Genomic DNA, 17,452 nt, shown 5'->3' with positions numbered 1-17,452 from the left:
TTCCTCCTTACCTTTCTGCGTAAACGTATTTTGAGAGCGTGTCTTCATTTGCAAATGGAGCATTTTCCGCATAATCCGTCGCTTCGTTCACAACTTCCATTATTTCCTCGTTCAATTGTTTCTCCATTTGATCATCCATGATTCCCACTGCTTTTAAATAGGCACCAAAAGTAATGATTGAATCTATTTTTTTTGCCTCCGATACTTCATCAGGCGACCTGTATTGACTATCATCATCATCGCTTGAATGTGGTGTAAGCCTGTATGAAACCGTTTCGATTAAGCTTGGGCCCTCACCACGCCTTCCTCTCTCAGCAGCTTCTTTCACCACCCGGTATACTTCGATCGGATCATTTCCATCAACCGTTACCCCTGGCATGCCGTAACCAATGGCCCGGTCGGACACTTTCCCGCAAGCCAATTGCTTTTCAATAGGGACGGATATGGCATACTGATTATTTTCGCACATCAAGATGACCGGAAGTTTATGTACACCTGCGAAATTCGCTCCTTCATGAAAATCACCTTGGTTTGATGACCCCTCACCGAATGTAACGAATGAAACAATATCTTTTCCTTCCATTTTTGCAGCGAGTGCAATCCCCACTGCATGTGGCACTTGAGTCGTAACTGGCGAAGATCCCGTCACGATTCGATTCTTTTTTTGCCCAAAATGCCCAGGCATTTGACGCCCGCCTGAATTTGGATCTTCTGCCTTGGCAAAACTGGATAACATTAAATCCCTGGCGGTCATCCCAAACGCGAGCACCACTCCTAGATCCCTATAATAAGGAAGGACATAATCATTTTCACGATTCAACGCAAATGCTGCACCCACTTGAGCTGCTTCTTGCCCTTGACAAGAAACGACAAATGGAATTTTTCCAGATCTGTTCAACAGCCACATCCGTTCATCCACTCTTCTTGCCAACAACATAATTCTATACATCTCAAGCACCTGCTCATCACTAAGACCTGCCTGTAGATGGCGGTTTTCAACCATATGTTCATCCCTCCTAATAATTAAAACGGTTTTCTGTTAAAACCAGAATGTTCTCCTCACGCTGTCACCCAATATATAAATGGGTCTATATATCACAAATTACTAACCTTTCTTATTAGCTGTTTGTTTATCTCGCAAACTTAAATCCTGTTATGTATCTAAGGAAGGGAAAGCTCTTTTATGTATGCATGCTTGCCATTTAACACCCTCAAATGCGTTATCATCTACTATTATTACCTGGTACTAACTCAATGCAATATTATCCTACCACTTTTCATCTCACATTTTCAAGTTAATTTCACTTTGTATCGTTGTTTTCACGAGAAAACCTTTCTTTAACAAAAATACAATGGGTTTAACAGTTTTGGCCTGACCTGACTTTAACTCATTTCCATATACGCACCAAGACTAGATAAAAGCCGGTGGGTTGAAGTTATTGACTAAGCGGAAGAATAGCTGTAAATTAAAATGATTCATAAAATTAAATGTTCGAAATGGAACAGTTCAATACAGAAAGAATGGTGATGTTGAGTGGAGAATGAAAAACAATTAATGCGTTCCGTACAACTATTGCGTTCATTTTGGAACGTACAGAAAAATATCATGCGGTTCGTTCAAAAGACAGCCGCAGAAAATGGATTAACAGTTCCTCAATATTCCATTTTGATGACCATTACCCTTTACAAAGAGACCTCCCAAAAAAATGTTGGGGAGAAAACATTTCTTCCAAAAAGCACCTTGAGCCAAGCGGTCGATGGTCTAGTTCGCGGAGGCATGCTCCATCGTGAGCATGTGGAGGGCAACCGGCGTGAGATTCAATTGTCAATCACCGATAAGGGGGAAAATTTATTAAAAACGATTCATTTTCACGAAGGAAGCATTCACCAAGTCTTTCAAACGGCCATTGAAATGCTTTCCGAAGAACAGTTTGAAGAGTTGCTAAAAACGCATCTGCAAATTACAAACTTTTTAGAAGCACAAGCAACCGAACAGGGAGAGTGTACAAAATGATAAAAATACTGAAAAATTTATCCGTATATAAGTGGATTATTTTAGCAGTTATCGGTCTGGTCTTTATTCAGTCCATGTCGGACCTCTTTTTGCCTACACTAATGGCTGATATTATTGACAAAGGCGTTGTTCGAGGAGACACTTCTTATATTTGGAAAATCGGTGGTTTTATGCTGTTGGTTTCCGCACTTGGCGCTTGTGCATCCATAATCGCAAGTTACTATTCGTCCAAAGCAGCAATGGGAATGGGACGCGATCTCCGCCTGAAGGTCTTTAATCACGTTGAAAAGTTTTCGTTACAAGAATTTGATGAAGTCGGTACGGCGTCATTGATTACACGAACGACCAATGATATAACACAAGTCCAGCAAGTGGTTATCATGATGCTTCGTATGGTTATCAGTGCACCTATCATGTTAATCGGCGGAGTAATCATGGCTGTATCCATGGATGCAAAATTATCACTTGTCATTGTTGTCACAATGCCTTTTTTGATTGGGTCAATCTTGCTTATTCTATATAAAGGTGTGCCGCTCTTTCAAACGGTGCAAAAACGATTAGACCGGTTGAACCTTGTATTACGAGAAAATTTAACTGGAATTCGCGTCATTCGTGCCTTCAATCGTGAAACACAAGAGAAAGAACGTCTAAAGAAAGCGAATAAAGAATTAACGGATATCTCAATCAAAGTCAATAAAATCATGGCCTTCATGATGCCTGTAATGATGCTTGTCATGAACTTGACTGTTGTTGGTATCATTTGGTTTGGTGGAGTCCGTATTGATAACGGCGGTATGCAAATCGGGGACTTAATGGCATTTATCCAATATGTTATGCAAATTATGTTCGCTCTCGTTATGGCTTCCATGATGTTCGTTATGGTTCCACGCGCTGCCGTGTCGGCAACAAGGATAAACGAAGTCCTTGACATGAAACCTTCATTCCTGGATGAGGGGACAGAAAAGGCAGATCGTGTACACGGTACCCTTGAATTTGAACATGTTACGTTCAGTTACCCAGGAGCAGAAGAACCTGCATTATCGGATATTAGTTTTTCTGCAAGTCCTGGTGAAATCACCGCAATAATCGGTGGAACTGGTTCCGGGAAAACGACGCTTGTCAATTTGATCCCTCGCTTCTATGATATTTCAAGCGGAACGATTCGCGTCAATGGTGTTGATATACGTAAGTCATCACAAGATGAAGTCCGTTCAAAAATTGGCTTTGTACCACAAAAGGCCTCCCTCTTTACAGGTACTATCTCTGAAAACATTTGCTTTGGAAAACAAACAGCCACACAAGATGAAGTTGAGCATGCCGCTCGGATCGCGCAAGCGGAGGATTTTATCAGCAGCATGAAAGGCGGCTATGAGGCAGAAATCGATCAAGGCGGTTCAAACCTATCAGGAGGGCAAAAACAACGGCTTTCTATTGCAAGGGCACTCATTCGAAAACCGGATATTTATATATTCGATGATAGTTTTTCTGCACTGGACTACAAGACGGATGCCAACCTTCGCGCAGCCCTGAAAGATGAAACGAAAAATTCGACGGTACTACTCGTTGCCCAGCGTGTCAGTACCGTCGTAGACGCTGACCGAATCCTTGTGTTAGACGAAGGCCACATTGTAGGCATGGGAACACACCAAGAGTTGCTTAGCACAAACGACATTTACCGTGAAATTGCCTTATCACAGCTTACAGAGGAGGAAATTGCATGAGTAATCAAAAGAAACCTCAAGGCGGCGGTCAGGTCGGGCATGGTCCTGGTGGCGGTAACATGATGATGATGGGTCAAAAAGCAAAAGATTTTAAAGGAACACTAAAACGTCTATTGACCTATTTAAAACCGAGGCGCAACCAATTGATTTCCGTGTTCTTCGCTGCAATCATGAGTACGATTTTTATGATTGTAGGACCGAAGATCATGGGAAATGCAATTACAGAATTATTCGAAGGAGCATATGGAAAGTTCCAGGGAATACCAGGAGCAGCCATTAACTTTGATAAAATTGGCCAGATCCTTCTACTCCTTGCCGGACTTTATGCTTTAAGCAGCCTTTTCAACTATGTACAACAATACATTATGTCAAGTGTTGCACAAGACACGGTATATGACCTTCGAGAAGATGTGAACAAAAAGTTCGAGAAACTTCCACTCAAATACTTTGAAGGACGTCCAAATGGTGAAACACTTAGCCGAATGACAAATGATATTGATACAATCGGGAGCACACTTCAGCAAAGCTTAACGCAATTCATAACATCAATCGTAACGATTGTGGGGATTATCATCATGATGCTTTCGATAAGCCCGTTATTGACATTAATCTCGATAATCAGCTTACCTTTGTCAATATTTGCAATCCGGCCTATTTTAAAAAGATCCCAAAAACATTTTGCCGATCAACAGCGTAAACTCGGACAATTAAATGGCCACATTGAAGAGATATATACCGGCCATCAAGTCGTTAAAGCATTCGGATATGAAAAAAAGGCGAGTGCCCAGTTTACTGAAGTTAATGAAGAATTGTATAAAGCGGGAAGCAAAGCCCAGTTTATATCGGGTATCATCATGCCCGTAATGTTCTTTATCGGAAATTTGAGCTATGTCATCATCAGCGTTGTCGGCGGAATATTGGTAACTCAGCGTTCGATTTCAATTGGTGACATTCAAGCATTCATCACATATTCAAAGCAGTTCACCCAGCCAATCACACAAACGGCTAACATCGCTAACATTATTCAGTCGACGGTTGCAGCCGCTGAGCGTGTTTTTGAACTACTTGATGAAGAAGAGGAAATGAAAGAACAAACCACAGTTAATATAAAAAGGGCAAATGGTGCTGTCTCTTTTGAACATGTGGACTTTGGATATGGGGAAGAAATGTTAATTGAAGATATGAACATCGATGTCTTGCCTGGACAGACGGTTGCAATCGTTGGACCGACTGGTGCGGGAAAAACGACCATGATAAATCTCTTGATGAGATTTTATGAACTCATCGGCGGAAAGATTACGATTGATGGTCTTGATACACGGAATATGTCACGTAATGATCTTCGAAAGAATTTTGGTATGGTACTTCAAGATACCTGGCTCTTTAATGGTACGATTAAAGAAAATATCGCTTATGGCAAAAATGGAGCAACTGATGAAGAAATTTTTGCAGCTGCTCGCACGGCACATGCCGACCATTTCATTCGGACACTGCCAGATGGTTATGAGACAATCTTAAACGAAGAAGCTTCGAACATCTCACAAGGCCAAAAGCAGCTTTTGACAATCGCCCGGGCTGTTCTAGCAGATCCGCCAATCATGATATTGGATGAAGCGACATCTAGTGTGGACACTCGGACAGAAGTCTTTATCCAAAAGGCCATGAACCGACTGATGGAAGGAAGAACCAGCTTTGTCATTGCCCATCGTCTCTCAACGATTAAGGATGCAGATTTGATTCTTGTTATGGATCAAGGAAAAGTGATAGAGAAAGGAACGCATTCAGACCTTTTAAGGGAGAATGGTTTCTATGCAGAGCTATACAATAGTCAGTTCACTGAAAATGTAGCTGGATAATAAGAAGGAGGCTCAATTCCTAAACGGAGTCGAGCCTCTTTTTTATTATGTATCAATACCCCCTTTTATTTCCCTTTTTCACAAATTCCCAATCTACCTCAATATTTTTTCTAACCCTTTGAAGAAGATGAAGCATCGTTTCCGTTTCTTCCAAAGAAAATCCAGATAACGCAACCTTGTCAGTATACTCCCCTTCTTTTTTCAAATAAGGATAGACCTTTTCACCTTTATCGGTTGCATATAGCTTTTTAATTTTTTTGTTTTCCTCATCATTTTTCTTCTCGATTAACCCTTGTATTTCAAGTTTTTTAATGGCACGAGCTGCTGTCGTTCGGTCTACCTTTATCATTTCTGCTAACTTTTCCTGAATGATACCTGGGTTTTCACATATTCGAACAAGATACAAATACTGCCCTTTTGTAAGGTCAAATTCTTTAAATTCGATATTACTTATAGAGTCCAATGCCCTTGCTATCATTCCAATTTCACGGAGTATTTCCTTCATACAAAAAGCCCCTGACTTTTTTGTTGTATTTACAACAAAAATAATTTCATTTATACTAATATAGGATATACATTTATTATGACTTGTCTTTTTAAATAAATCTAGAAAAGGGATGAAGAACATTGGATTCAAAAAGAATAACTACTGAAAATGATTTAAAAATAGCCTTTCATATCAGAAAAGAAGTATTTGTCGAGGAACAAGGTTTCCCATTAGAATTTGAATTTGATGAATTCGATACACTTAATGCTTTATCTGAACACATATTAGTCTATTATAATGAAAAGCCAGTCGGAACTGGAAGATTAAGAGTTGTTGATGGGTTAGGTAAATTGGAGAGAATTTGCATCTTGGAGCCTTACCGTAAATTTGGTCTCGGGAAAATAATACTTAAAACGTTGGAAGAAATTGCAAAGGAACAAGGTATTACTCAGGTTAAATTACATGGGCAAACACAGGCAGAGGGCTTTTATAAAAAACTCGGCTATCGGACTTCATCCGAAGTCTTTATGGAAGATGGCGGTCCACATCTATTAATGATAAAGGAATTGGTTAACGAATAAGTGTTAAATGTGAGTGAACAAAAATAACCTTTGATGGGGATCATACTATTAACACTAGGTTGTTCTTTAACCATCCAACAGACAATTCTCTTTTAAAAGGGCAAAGAACAGAATGATTACTCTATTAACTTTGTATTGTGAATTATACCCCGGATAAGGGAAATACATAAAAAGTGTCCCTTATCCCACACTTTTCGGCTCTTCTAAATAAAAGGAAAGTTTGGTTTACAAGTTTCAGATTTACATTTAACCCCAAAATTACTCGGCCATATTTTTCATTTTATGAGAGATATACACGAACAAAAAGACGAAGCTGTTTATAACATAAACGGCTTCGTCTTTTTGTTACAGAACGGGTGCTTTTTCTTGAACGAGCGGGTGAAGGGCCTGGGTTTCATCAATATAAATAAAAGCATCGTATCTATCTGACATTACAGAAGGAACATAGTTACCATATTGTTCATATTCCGGTCTGTATACAACCCCAATCGCCCGATGTCCAATCCTCCCTTGGAATAGCTGACGATTTTCATCGGTGAAAATGAGCAACTTATCATAAGCCCCCGAAAGGTGCATCGCCTCCTCCCAACTTCCCTTCATTGCCGGGGGGACCGTTTTTATTTCGAAATCCATGCCCCACTCCTCTGCTGCTATAACAGTTCCTCTATAGGTTCCGAAACCAGTGATAAATACATCTTCAGACGGGTTTTGTTCACGAATGACCTGGCCGACATTAATCATCCCGGAATCTTTCATATCAGTAGCGCTGGCGTCACCAACATGGGTATTATGTTCCCATACAATGGCCTTGCCTTCAGAGCCGTAAAAATCCATAATTTCATTAAGTGCATCAACCATATGCATATCTCGAATATTCCATGATCTATCATCATGGACGACCATGGTCCTGTAATAATTTTCGGCATTGTATGCTACCAATGCATTTACTTGAAGATTCAAATTCAATTCTTCGTGATGGGGGTATTTTTCTTTTTTTCGTTGAATAGTCGTCAGTAATTTGGCTACTTCCTCTATACAGTCTTCCGAAAAAATGCCTGCAGAAACTGCATACTCCTCGTTATTCCGATTGAATGGCTCAAAACAAGTGAACGCCTGTCTGGCTGCTTCAAGGTCAGTTGAATCAATTTGTTTTAAGTAACGGATAACTTCATCCATGGATTCCCAAAGACTGTAGATATCTATCCCATAAAATCCAACTTTCGTTTGATTTTGTCCAGACTCATTGTATTCTTTCATCCATTCAATCAGGTCGATCATTTCCTCGTTTGCCCACATCCAGGTCGGCCAGCGGTCAAAACTTTTTAGCACATCCTTTGCGGATTTAGTCACTAGGTCATAGCCTTTAACATACCTATTTATTGCCTGGCAAGCGGGCCAATCGCCTTCAACTGCTACAAAGGTGAACCTTTTTTCTTGAATCAGCTTTTTTGTTATTTCAACTCGGGCCGTGTAAAACTCGGATGTCCCATGTGATGCCTCACCCAGCAAAACAAATTTTGCATTATGAACTTGTTGAATGAGCTTATCCCAATCTGCTTCACTTGTAAGCATGACTGATTGTTCGACTATTGACTGAACAAGATTATGTTTCACCGTTTATCCTCCTTATTATCTTACGAACATTATCGTTTGTACTCGGCATTATAAGAATTGGAACCTGCGTGTACGGACAGTAAAGTATCAGCGTATCCCACTAGACGATTTATAAGTTCATCACAAATAGAGTAAACCAGCTGAAAATTTTCTTCCTCAAATAGAACAGGGTCATCCAGTATGATCGTGGTGTTAATGAACATATCTTTGTTTCCATATAGATTGTAGTGAACTATAGCCTTTCCAGCAGCTCCCCCTGTACCTGGATCATTGAAGCCAGGTATGAAAACGAACCATTCTTCTGCAGTAGCGGACCTGAAGTTTTTTGTGAAAGACATTCTCTCGGTTACCGTCATGATCTTTTTTATCTCTTTCGGATTCATATCCTTGATCTTGTTCATTCCATTGCCACCTTAAAACCATGTTAATTATCTTCCGTTATATATTTTCCTTAAGGTTCCCATCCTATAAATATTAATATGAAATAGTGACCTTTTCCTAAAAAAACAAGCCTGAATCCACCTCGGATATGATGCTTCAGCTGAACTCGAACACAGCAAAAAGTGATATCATGATTCATTCATCATGGAACTGTGCATATAAAAAATATTTTTGGGGTATCAAAAGAGGGAAGATAAATTCCCGGATTGGGTTGGGTTGGACTGGTCTGGAGTGGAGGAGTTGCTCATGGAAAAGATGAATCGGGGAATTTTAACGGCGCTGTCGGCGATTGGCATTGCGCAAGGGCTGAAAATTTTAACGCATTATAAGCTGACGGGAAAGTGGGACTCGAAACAGGCTTTCACAACAGGTGGCATGCCTAGTTCGCACTCTGCGGGAGTGGCCGCCCTGGCATCGTATGTGGCAGCGAATAAAGGATGGCTGCATACGGAAACATCGCTTGCGACAGTTTTTGGCGTGATTGTGATGTACGATGCTCAGGGGATTCGCCGCCATACAGGCGAAATCGCTAAGCTCGTGAATGATCTTGAAGATAATATGGCCAAATTTTCCGGAGAGTTTCCGAGCTTTGAGTATGTTGAGCGTGAGAAGGAACTGAATGAACTGCTCGGACATCAGCCTGTGGAAGTGGGAGCAGGTGCGTTGCTGGGAGTTGCCCTTGGGCTTATTTCGGCTAAATTGGAGGATGGCAAGCCCTCAAAACCGAACGGCTGAAAACGGTGGGCAAGCCTTAATCCTTTAGCTCTTGAGGTAAGTACATAATTTGAATATAACAATAGGTTAATTTAAAACATGCCTATATCATTAACATCGGCATATTCTACAATAAAAATCGTATTATTGGAACCCGGTAGATTTGAAAATGACCTAGGCCTCTCAACTCTCTTAGAAAGGCTTAGGTCATTTTATGCGGAATTCAATTCTTCCGGGACATTTTCATTGCGAATGAATACATATCCGATCGGAATAACCCTTTATAATATTCTACTAAGTTACCATCAGAATCAAAAATCATTCGTTCTGTAATCAGTAAGCACATCGTTTCGGCTATACCCAAATGTTCTGCATCTTCTTTTGTTGGAAAGCCGCAGGTTATGATTTGTTCCGCTTCACAAAAGTCAATGTTCAATTCACCTTCGAGTGCATCATACAATACGGTTGTACTTAAATCGAATTTCGTCAATTTTTTTCCTAGGTCCAAAGAATAATAATGCAATTCAATGGCTATTGGGACATCCCCCTGTAACCGCAGCCTTTTAATATGGTAAGATTCATCCTCAAACCCATTTGCATCAGCTATATTTTCAGGTGTCATTACACGGCCATGATCTAGCAGTTTAATCCCCATGCTTTTAGTGGTTTCCGTAAAACTTATCATCTTAAGCCATTCTTGCACAGGTTTAAGGGAGACGAACGTTCCCTTCCCATGCCTCTTTTCCAATATTCCCTCACGAACCAGGATGGAAACGGCTTCCCGTACAGTGCTCCTGCTGACAGAATACATATCCATCAGTTCCCTTTCACTCGGGATTTTGTCTTTATAATAACCTTCCAAAATTTGATTTTCCAATATGGTTTTCAATTGAGCATGTAAAGGGATTGGATTTTTAAAGTCTAGCTCCATAAAATTTCCTCCAAACAGAAAAAGACATCATAATGTTCGTATCAGTTCTTATATTGTAAACCAAATAGTTATAATATTCAAACATGCCAGCGTTCAATTTTTCCCTTAAATTAGGATTATGTTGAGTTTCCAGCGTTCATATACCGTTTTCCTTCGAGTGAATAAAAAAAACCTGAATAGCTCTATGTATTCAGGGCTTATCCTATATGCAACCTTCATCACATTTTCAGGCATATATGAAAGCTTATATATTAAATGATAAAGTACGAAATTATGGAAAGCAGCAAAGAGGTAATGGTCATGGCCAAAAGAGGACGCATGGCTTTTGTTCGCAGTGCCTGCAGGCTAACATTCAGTCCAAGACCGATCATGGCCATAGTCAATATAAATGTAGTAGCTTTGGAAATGCCATCCATTACGAGAGGTGAAACCGTAATGTAACTTCCAAACACATAACTTCCTATTAGGCTCATGAATATAAAACCAACGAGGAACCATGGAAAATCAATTTTGGCATCATGGCCCATTTTCCCGGATGTTCGCTTTTTCATCCAATACATAAAAATGAAACATAAAGGGATGAGTAAAAAGACACGGCCCAATTTGGCGAGGAGTGCAATCGCTAGCGCATCTTCACCAGCCGGTGCTCCTGCCAAAGCAACATGGGCGATTTCATGAAGACTGATTCCAGACCAGATTCCATAATCCAAAGCAGATAGCGGAAGGATCGGACGTAAAAGTGTATAAACAATGGAGAAAAGGGTTCCCATTAAAGCGATTATCCCGACGCCTATGGCTGTATCCTCTTCCTTCGCTTTCACGATTGGAGATATTGCCGCGATGGCTGCTGCACCGCATATCCCGGTTCCTACAGCAAGAAGAAGGGAAATGGAAGAATCTGCCTTAATCCACTTTGCAATCAGGACCATCACGACTATGGCGAATGTTACTGTCCCTATGTCACGTACCAATAATGGCAGTCCCTGATTAAAAATCACATCGATATTTAATTTCAATCCGTATAAAATAATGGCAAAACGCAAAAGTTTTTTTGCGGAAAATTCGATTCCCGTCCGGAACTTTTCTGGATATCCCGCAATTTGACGATAAATCACGGCAATGATGATCGAGCATGCAAGTGGACCGATTCGATCGAATCCTGAAATCTTCGACAGCCCCAAGCCTAAGAGGGCAATGAAAAAAGTGAAAGCGATACCGCTCAGCCACAAAAGCACCTTATTTTGAAGTGGGTTTTGCTGCACCTGAGGTGTTTCTTCCAATGGCTCATATTTTTCTAATTCCATACATTCCTTCCCCCTTTCCAGATAAACTAAATATCATCCCATCCTTTCAATCGTTTGAAAAAAATCGGTTTCTTCTAGATTAGGAAGTGAATTCCCTTTGATAAAATACTCGGATTCCTTTAAAAAAGGCAAGCTTGGATTTTGATTCGTCCACAATTCAGGAACCGCTAAAGTCTGGGAACGATGTGACCTTAAGGCACGGATTTTTTTCTTTAAAGTCCCTGCTATATTAACTTCTGTGACACTGCCCGGCCCGTTTTCCTTTAACCATTCATCATAAAAAGCATGCCAAAGGACAAAGTACAAACTATGAACCTTAATAGCTGGAAATAATGGATCTGGATAAAAATCGGGATCACCGGAGTTTAAGAAAGCAAATGCGGCAGCACGGCCAATCGCACAATGGTCTGGATGCCCCCCGTATTTCTCATGGAATGTAATTAGTGCATCCGGTTGAACATCACGAATCACCTTTACGATTCTCTCCGCCAATAAATCGAAGCTTTCAAATTCAATCGTTTTATCCCTTACGTTTAAAAATCGCAGGTCACTGATCCCCAATTCTTCACAAGCTCTTTTTAACTCCTCCACCCTTAGTTCTGGCAATGCCTCCCTTGTTGTTACAATGGGATTTCCCATTCGTCTGCCCATTTCACCTTTTGTCGCACATAGTAAAGTTATCTGAACACCTCGCTCAGACATTTTAGCAATGGTTCCCCCACACAGGAATGACTCATCATCGGGATGTGCCAGAACCACCAATAACCTTAGTTGTGATTGCATATTTCCTCCTGTTTTGGATTCCCCAGTTTTCCCACACTGTTAGACTCAAAATGAAAAAATGGACATGGATGTCAAATCAGCTAGACATATCATGCCCATCTTCATTTTTTTCTTCTATATAGATAGCACCCTAAACCTTATCCTCTTTTTGATTAGCATAATTCACATAAAACGGATTTAACCGTTTCTATGACAAAGCGTAAATCTTCAACGGTCGAAGATAAAGGCGGTGCAATGATGAGTACATTACCATATCCAGGAACCGTATCACCATTACGTCCGATGATAAGTCCCTTTGCCTTGCAAGCCCCGATTATTTTACCCATGAACTCTTCGGAAACAGGCGTTTTTGTCTTTTTATCTTCCACTAATTCAATGCCATATAAAAACCCAACTCCCCGAACTTCCCCTACTTTATCCAGGGCTGTCAATTCAAAGAGCGCGCTTAGTGTCGATTCACTAAGTTCAGATACTCGTTGAACGATGTTTTCATTTTCCAAGATTTCAATGTTCTTTAGCGCAACTGCACAAGATGCAGGGTGGCCTCCATATGTTGACACATGCCTGAAATGATTTAAATTTCCGTTGTCTTTGAACTTCTCATAAATCCTGGAATTCACTGCCGTTGCTCCAAGTGGAAGATAACCGCTGGTCAAACCCTTTGCCATCGTAACAATATCCGGTTGAACCCCATCTGAGTGCATGAACCCAAACATTTTTCCGGTTCTTCCAAAACCTGAAACCACTTCATCCACAATTAATAGAACATCATGCTTCTTACAGATTTCCGAAACCCTCGTTAAATATTCTTTTGAAGGAATAAGGACCCCGCCACCAGAGATGAATGGTTCAAGGATAACACCCGCTACCGTTTCAGCTCCTTCAAAGTTAATGACCTGATCGATATATTCAGCTGCAAGCAAATCGGAGTTTTCAACGTTTTCCCCAAACGGGCTTCGATAACTGTACGGGGGTGGAACATGCAGGAAACCTGGAACCGCCGGATCATATTTCACTCTCCGATTAGCCTGTGCAGTTGCGCTGAGCGCGCCAAAAGTATTGCCATGATAAGCTCTATACCTTGAGATGAACTTGTATTTACCCTGATTTCCATTTTGGGAATGATATTGCCTGGCTATTTTAAAAGCTGTCTCATTCGCCTCAGAGCCGCTGTTCGTAAAAAAAGTTGTATAAGGGCCCTTTAAATGTTCACTTATTTTTGCAGATAATTCGATTGCCGGCTTATGACTTAATGTTAAAGGGAAGTAAGATAAGTTAATCATTTGTTCATAGGCTGCCTGGGCAATCTCTTTTCGTCCGTGACCAAGGTTCAAGCACCATAATCCGGAGACACCATCTAAATATTTATCCCCTTTAGTATCTGTGAACCATGAGCCGGATCCTTCTGTAGCCATCATGGGAGCATCCTTCTCATTATAGCGATGCATCGCATGCCATAAATGGTCTTTATCCATTTGAACAAGGTCTTTCGTTTCAGTTTCCATCTTCACTTTTGAAACCCCCTTATTATTCATTGAATGCAACTAAGTTAAGTTCCCATGCTGTTACAGACCTTTTAAAGTGAATTGGTGATGGTGCGATGACCCAAATCGTTCATCAAGTCATCGCAGCTGTCCTATCACCTTTTCTTATTTATCCCAGTTTTTATGATCTAAATGAGAATATTTTTCTAATAATCTAGTAGGCATTTTTAATGCATCTTTTCTAAATGGCGGAGCCAATTGTGTTCCATCCACTTGTATATCAATGACAGTCGGTTTGTTTGATTTTATTGCTTTTTCAATGACAGCGCCTAACTCGTCTGCTTTTTCCACCCTAATACCTACAGCACCCATTGATCGGGCAACTTCTGCAAAATCAGGATTTTGGATATCGGCCCCTACAAAACGGTTATTATAAAAATCGACCTGATTCTTTTTCTCTGCGCACCAAGCATTATTATTGAAGACACATGCTATGACCGGTATGTTTTCTTCAACGGCCGTACTCACTTCATGTAAGCTCATGCCCCACGCGCCATCTCCAACAATGGCTATAACAGGCGTATTCGGCTCAGCTAATTTGGCACCTAGTGCAGATGGGTATGCAAATCCAGTATTCCCGAATGTAAGCGCAGCGATATGCCTGCGTCCCTGATTGAATTTCAAGTAAGCGTTTGCAGTTGAAGATACATTACCGATATCTGTAGTAACGATGGCATTTTCAGGCAACACTTTTGTCAATTCCAATAGGGCCCGACGCGGATTGATCGGGGTTCCATCGATCATCGCAAGATTCACCAATTCTTCTTCCCATTTTTGTTTTTCATTCGTAACTTCTACTATCCGCTCTTTTTCTTGTTTTAGGTTTGGTTTATTAGCCTTCAACCGTTTCAAGATTTCACGACTCGCTTCGCGGGCATCTCCGATGATCCCCACTTCCACAGGGTGCGTCCTCGCTATTTGCCTTGGGTTAATATCAATTTGGATGATTTGCGCATCTTTAGGGAAATAATCAATGTCATAGCATGGTAACGTTCCAAATACCGATAATCTTGTGCCTACCGCCAATATGACGTCCGCTTTCTTAAGTGTATTCATGGCAGCCTTTGAACCCATGTAACCGATTGGGCCGACTGACAATGGATGATCAGCAGGAAAAGCATCATTATGCATATATGAGACAGCTACCGGAGCCGTTAAATATTCTGCCATATTCTTAATTTCCTCAATGCCATCTGAATCAACCGTTCCCCTACCGGAAATGATCACCGGATACTGTGCCTCGGCTAAAATTTCTGCCGCTCTATCCAAGGATTCAGAAGACCCGCAGCCCCTTTCATCCACGCGATATTGATGTGGTTGAAGTATTTGATCTTCCACTTCACCATAGAAGTAATCACGAGGGATATCGAATAAAACCGGTCCCCTCTCGGCATAGGCAATCCGAAACGCTGTCCTTAGGCAATCAGCGACCCGTCCTGGGTGTGTCACTCTAACCGTTTCTTTCGTGATTGCCTTGAAGATGGAAACCTGATCGCATTCCTGAAAACCATCCCATCCAACTGTTGGTGTACCAGCTGAAGGTGATATGACCACCATTGGAGTATGAGCTTGATTGGCCGCTGCGACAGAGGTGACCATATTCGTCATTCCAGGTCCGTTTTGCCCGATGACAACTCCTGCAACACCAGAGACACGACAATAAGCATCTTCCATATGTGCTGCACTTTGTTCATGGCGGACACCAATGAAACGAATGCCTGCAGTTGGCAATAAATCAAGCATATCCATGAAAGCAGATCCCAAAATTCCCGAGATATGTTTAACTCCCTCGGCCACTAATGTCTCAACGATGGCTTCACTTGGTGTCATTTTTACTTTCGTACCTCTTAACATTTTTGTTTCGACCATAGCACATTCTCCTTAATTAAATTTATTTCTGATAATGACGTTACGACGTCCGTACCAGTTATAAGATGTATAATACTACCATTATGCGTAACAGTCAATAAATAATTTGAATATTTAGAATTAATTTAAAATCTCTGTCTGTCATAGGCACTAACACATGTATTTGACTCTTTTTTAACCAATAAATATATCCTTTTTTTCAGTCAATCTGTAGTTGATTCTATCGATGATCTCCAATAAATCACCTATTTCATCAATTACGAAATCGGCACCTGCATTCAAAAAACGGTTTTCTGCATGCTTCATCCGTTTTTGCAGATCATAAGGATCCATTTCACTGATTTCTGCTTCTGAAAGGCCGATCTCACTGCCGCCCTTCAATACGGCAACAGTCCACATTCCCGCAGAAATTCCTTCTTTGATGTCACTGATCGTATCACCCACTTTAACGATTTTGCTGAGTGGATACACTTGGAGATTCATCGCCGTCTTAAAGCACATCCAAGGAGCAGGCCTACCTGTAGGCACTTCGGTGGACGCAACGATGGAATCGGGTTGATAGCCCCATTTTTCCGCCTCTTCTTTAACAACATCAATCATTTCACGAGTATACCCCGTTGTCGAACCGATTTTTATTCCTTGCTGCCTTAAACGGCTGACTAATTCAATTACCCCGGGTATTGGCTTGGCGTTATCCTTTAGAACCTTAAAAAGCAAAGCCTCAAAGTCATTATATAATGAATTTAGATCTCTTTCGTCCGGTTCTTTCCCGAATTTAGCACTCCACAAATTAGAGATTCGTTTCATTTTCAGGAGTTCCATAATATGATCCATTTTCAATAAACCCATAGGTTCCCTTGCTTCCTTAACGGTAATATCTATCCCCCTTATCCTGAATATCTCGACAAATGCTTGGACCGGTGCAAAACAACCATAATCCACCGTCGTTCCTGCCCAATCGAATATCACTGCTTGAACCTCTTTGCATTCTTTTGCCCTTTCCATCTATGCTCCCCTCCTCATCTTACCTCCTCCAAAATCACCTAACTTGCTAAACCAGGGTATAAAGAGAATTCAATTAACTTCTTCCAAAAATAACTGTAAATCTTCCTTTGTAGCTTCAGAGAGTCGTTTAATCTTTTCAAGGTCCTTTTCCGGATTCCCTGACTCCCCAATTAATGGGTAAAGGTTTTTCTCAATCCTTTCATACCAATCCGGGTATTCATCTTCCACTTGCTTTTCTATCGAATCCCAAACAGAACTCATTTCTTTTCCCATTTCTTGAATTCTCTCTGGATCCGCTTCCGCACTTAATTCTGATTCCAATCCTTTTATGGATTGAATCACATCGCCGACACCTTTTTTAATGACCTCCGCATTTTGGGCTTCACCCGTATTTGATTCCGGATTTTCATTCATGACTGGACTTTTTTCTTGTTGAGCCTCGTCCGGTTCAGCTGAATTGCCACAGCCTGACAGCAACATGGCTCCAAGGACAACTCCACTGGTTATTACACGGAAATCATTCAACATAATACCTCCTTCATGATTTAAAAGACAGATGGCACCAAGCACTTATTGGCACAATTCTCT

At 40.9% G+C, this 17,452-nt stretch carries 16 protein-coding genes; 5 read left to right on the top strand and 11 right to left on the bottom strand.

Translation table 11 applies throughout. The annotated features are described in order from the left end of the window. Positions 1-7 precede the first annotated feature (7 nt). Positions 8-1,003: a thiamine pyrophosphate-dependent dehydrogenase E1 component subunit alpha gene (locus AC1DIV_RS00450; RefSeq protein WP_072272874.1), complete on the bottom strand. Its 996-nt coding sequence runs from the start codon at positions 1,001-1,003 to the stop codon at positions 8-10. Between the two features lie 531 nt (positions 1,004-1,534). Here AC1DIV_RS00450 and AC1DIV_RS00445 point away from each other — a divergent pair. Genes AC1DIV_RS00445 through AC1DIV_RS00435 form a run of 3 tightly spaced genes read left to right on the top strand, consistent with a single transcriptional unit; the run spans position 1,535 to position 5,591 of the window. Beyond that, positions 1,535-2,014: a MarR family winged helix-turn-helix transcriptional regulator gene (locus AC1DIV_RS00445; RefSeq protein WP_202310400.1), complete on the top strand. Its 480-nt coding sequence runs from the start codon at positions 1,535-1,537 to the stop codon at positions 2,012-2,014. Beyond that, positions 2,011-3,735, top strand: a complete 1,725-nt coding sequence (locus AC1DIV_RS00440) for an ABC transporter ATP-binding protein (RefSeq protein ID WP_340876155.1) — start codon at positions 2,011-2,013, stop codon at positions 3,733-3,735. Before AC1DIV_RS00445 ends, AC1DIV_RS00440 begins: the two co-directional genes overlap by 4 nt. Next, the gene (locus tag AC1DIV_RS00435) at positions 3,732-5,591 is read left to right on the top strand and encodes an ABC transporter ATP-binding protein (protein ID WP_340876154.1); all 1,860 of its coding nucleotides are present in this window, start codon (positions 3,732-3,734) and stop codon (positions 5,589-5,591) included. Before AC1DIV_RS00440 ends, AC1DIV_RS00435 begins: the two co-directional genes overlap by 4 nt. A gap of 52 nt (positions 5,592-5,643) precedes the next feature. Here the strand turns inward: AC1DIV_RS00435 and AC1DIV_RS00430 are convergent, their stop codons facing one another. Beyond that, complete coding sequence (locus AC1DIV_RS00430; protein ID WP_048682413.1) at positions 5,644-6,096, bottom strand: MarR family winged helix-turn-helix transcriptional regulator; 453 nt, start codon at positions 6,094-6,096, stop codon at positions 5,644-5,646. 122 nt (positions 6,097-6,218) lie between these two features. On the opposite strand from AC1DIV_RS00430, the gene AC1DIV_RS00425 reads away from it, so the two are divergent. Next, positions 6,219-6,659 carry a GNAT family N-acetyltransferase gene (locus AC1DIV_RS00425; protein WP_340876153.1) on the top strand — a complete coding sequence of 147 codons (441 nt, stop codon included), beginning with the start codon at positions 6,219-6,221 and terminating at the stop codon, positions 6,657-6,659. A gap of 345 nt (positions 6,660-7,004) precedes the next feature. Here the strand turns inward: AC1DIV_RS00425 and AC1DIV_RS00420 are convergent, their stop codons facing one another. Next, positions 7,005-8,273: an erythromycin esterase family protein gene (locus tag AC1DIV_RS00420; protein ID WP_340876152.1), complete on the bottom strand. Its 1,269-nt coding sequence runs from the start codon at positions 8,271-8,273 to the stop codon at positions 7,005-7,007. Positions 8,274-8,302: 29 nt separating this feature from the next. Next, complete coding sequence (locus AC1DIV_RS00415; RefSeq protein WP_323598157.1) at positions 8,303-8,656, bottom strand: hypothetical protein; 354 nt, start codon at positions 8,654-8,656, stop codon at positions 8,303-8,305. 304 nt (positions 8,657-8,960) lie between these two features. Here AC1DIV_RS00415 and AC1DIV_RS00410 point away from each other — a divergent pair, with 304 nt between their 5' ends. Further along, positions 8,961-9,449 carry a divergent PAP2 family protein gene (locus tag AC1DIV_RS00410; protein WP_134782410.1) on the top strand — a complete coding sequence of 163 codons (489 nt, stop codon included), beginning with the start codon at positions 8,961-8,963 and terminating at the stop codon, positions 9,447-9,449. A gap of 202 nt (positions 9,450-9,651) precedes the next feature. Here AC1DIV_RS00410 and AC1DIV_RS00405 read toward each other — a convergent pair whose 3' ends face one another. The 7 genes from AC1DIV_RS00405 to AC1DIV_RS00375 all read right to left on the bottom strand — a co-directional run bounded on the left by AC1DIV_RS00405 (position 9,652) and on the right by AC1DIV_RS00375 (position 17,389). Next, complete coding sequence (locus AC1DIV_RS00405; RefSeq protein ID WP_034312712.1) at positions 9,652-10,359, bottom strand: GntR family transcriptional regulator; 708 nt, start codon at positions 10,357-10,359, stop codon at positions 9,652-9,654. Positions 10,360-10,610: 251 nt separating this feature from the next. After that, a complete protein-coding gene (locus AC1DIV_RS00400; RefSeq protein WP_340876151.1) occupies positions 10,611-11,663 on the bottom strand; it encodes a YeiH family protein in 1,053 nt (350 codons plus the stop codon). 33 nt (positions 11,664-11,696) lie between these two features. After that, on the bottom strand, positions 11,697-12,446 hold the full coding sequence (locus AC1DIV_RS00395; protein WP_340876150.1) for a PIG-L family deacetylase: 750 nt from the start codon (positions 12,444-12,446) through the stop codon (positions 11,697-11,699). A gap of 152 nt (positions 12,447-12,598) precedes the next feature. Beyond that, positions 12,599-13,951: an aminotransferase gene (locus AC1DIV_RS00390; RefSeq protein WP_268564840.1), complete on the bottom strand. Its 1,353-nt coding sequence runs from the start codon at positions 13,949-13,951 to the stop codon at positions 12,599-12,601. A gap of 144 nt (positions 13,952-14,095) precedes the next feature. Further along, positions 14,096-15,859, bottom strand: a complete 1,764-nt coding sequence (gene xsc / locus AC1DIV_RS00385) for a sulfoacetaldehyde acetyltransferase (RefSeq protein ID WP_054396365.1) — start codon at positions 15,857-15,859, stop codon at positions 14,096-14,098. A gap of 174 nt (positions 15,860-16,033) precedes the next feature. Then, entirely contained in the window at positions 16,034-16,864 is an 831-nt protein-coding gene (phnX, locus tag AC1DIV_RS00380; protein WP_340876148.1) for a phosphonoacetaldehyde hydrolase, read from the bottom strand. A 69-nt stretch (positions 16,865-16,933) separates the two neighbouring features. Then, complete coding sequence (locus tag AC1DIV_RS00375; protein WP_477575597.1) at positions 16,934-17,389, bottom strand: hypothetical protein; 456 nt, start codon at positions 17,387-17,389, stop codon at positions 16,934-16,936. Positions 17,390-17,452 lie beyond the last annotated feature (63 nt).

The sequence above is a fragment of the Peribacillus sp. 05N428 genome, assembly GCF_056397085.1.
This window is presented reverse-complemented; position numbering and strand designations above follow the sequence as displayed.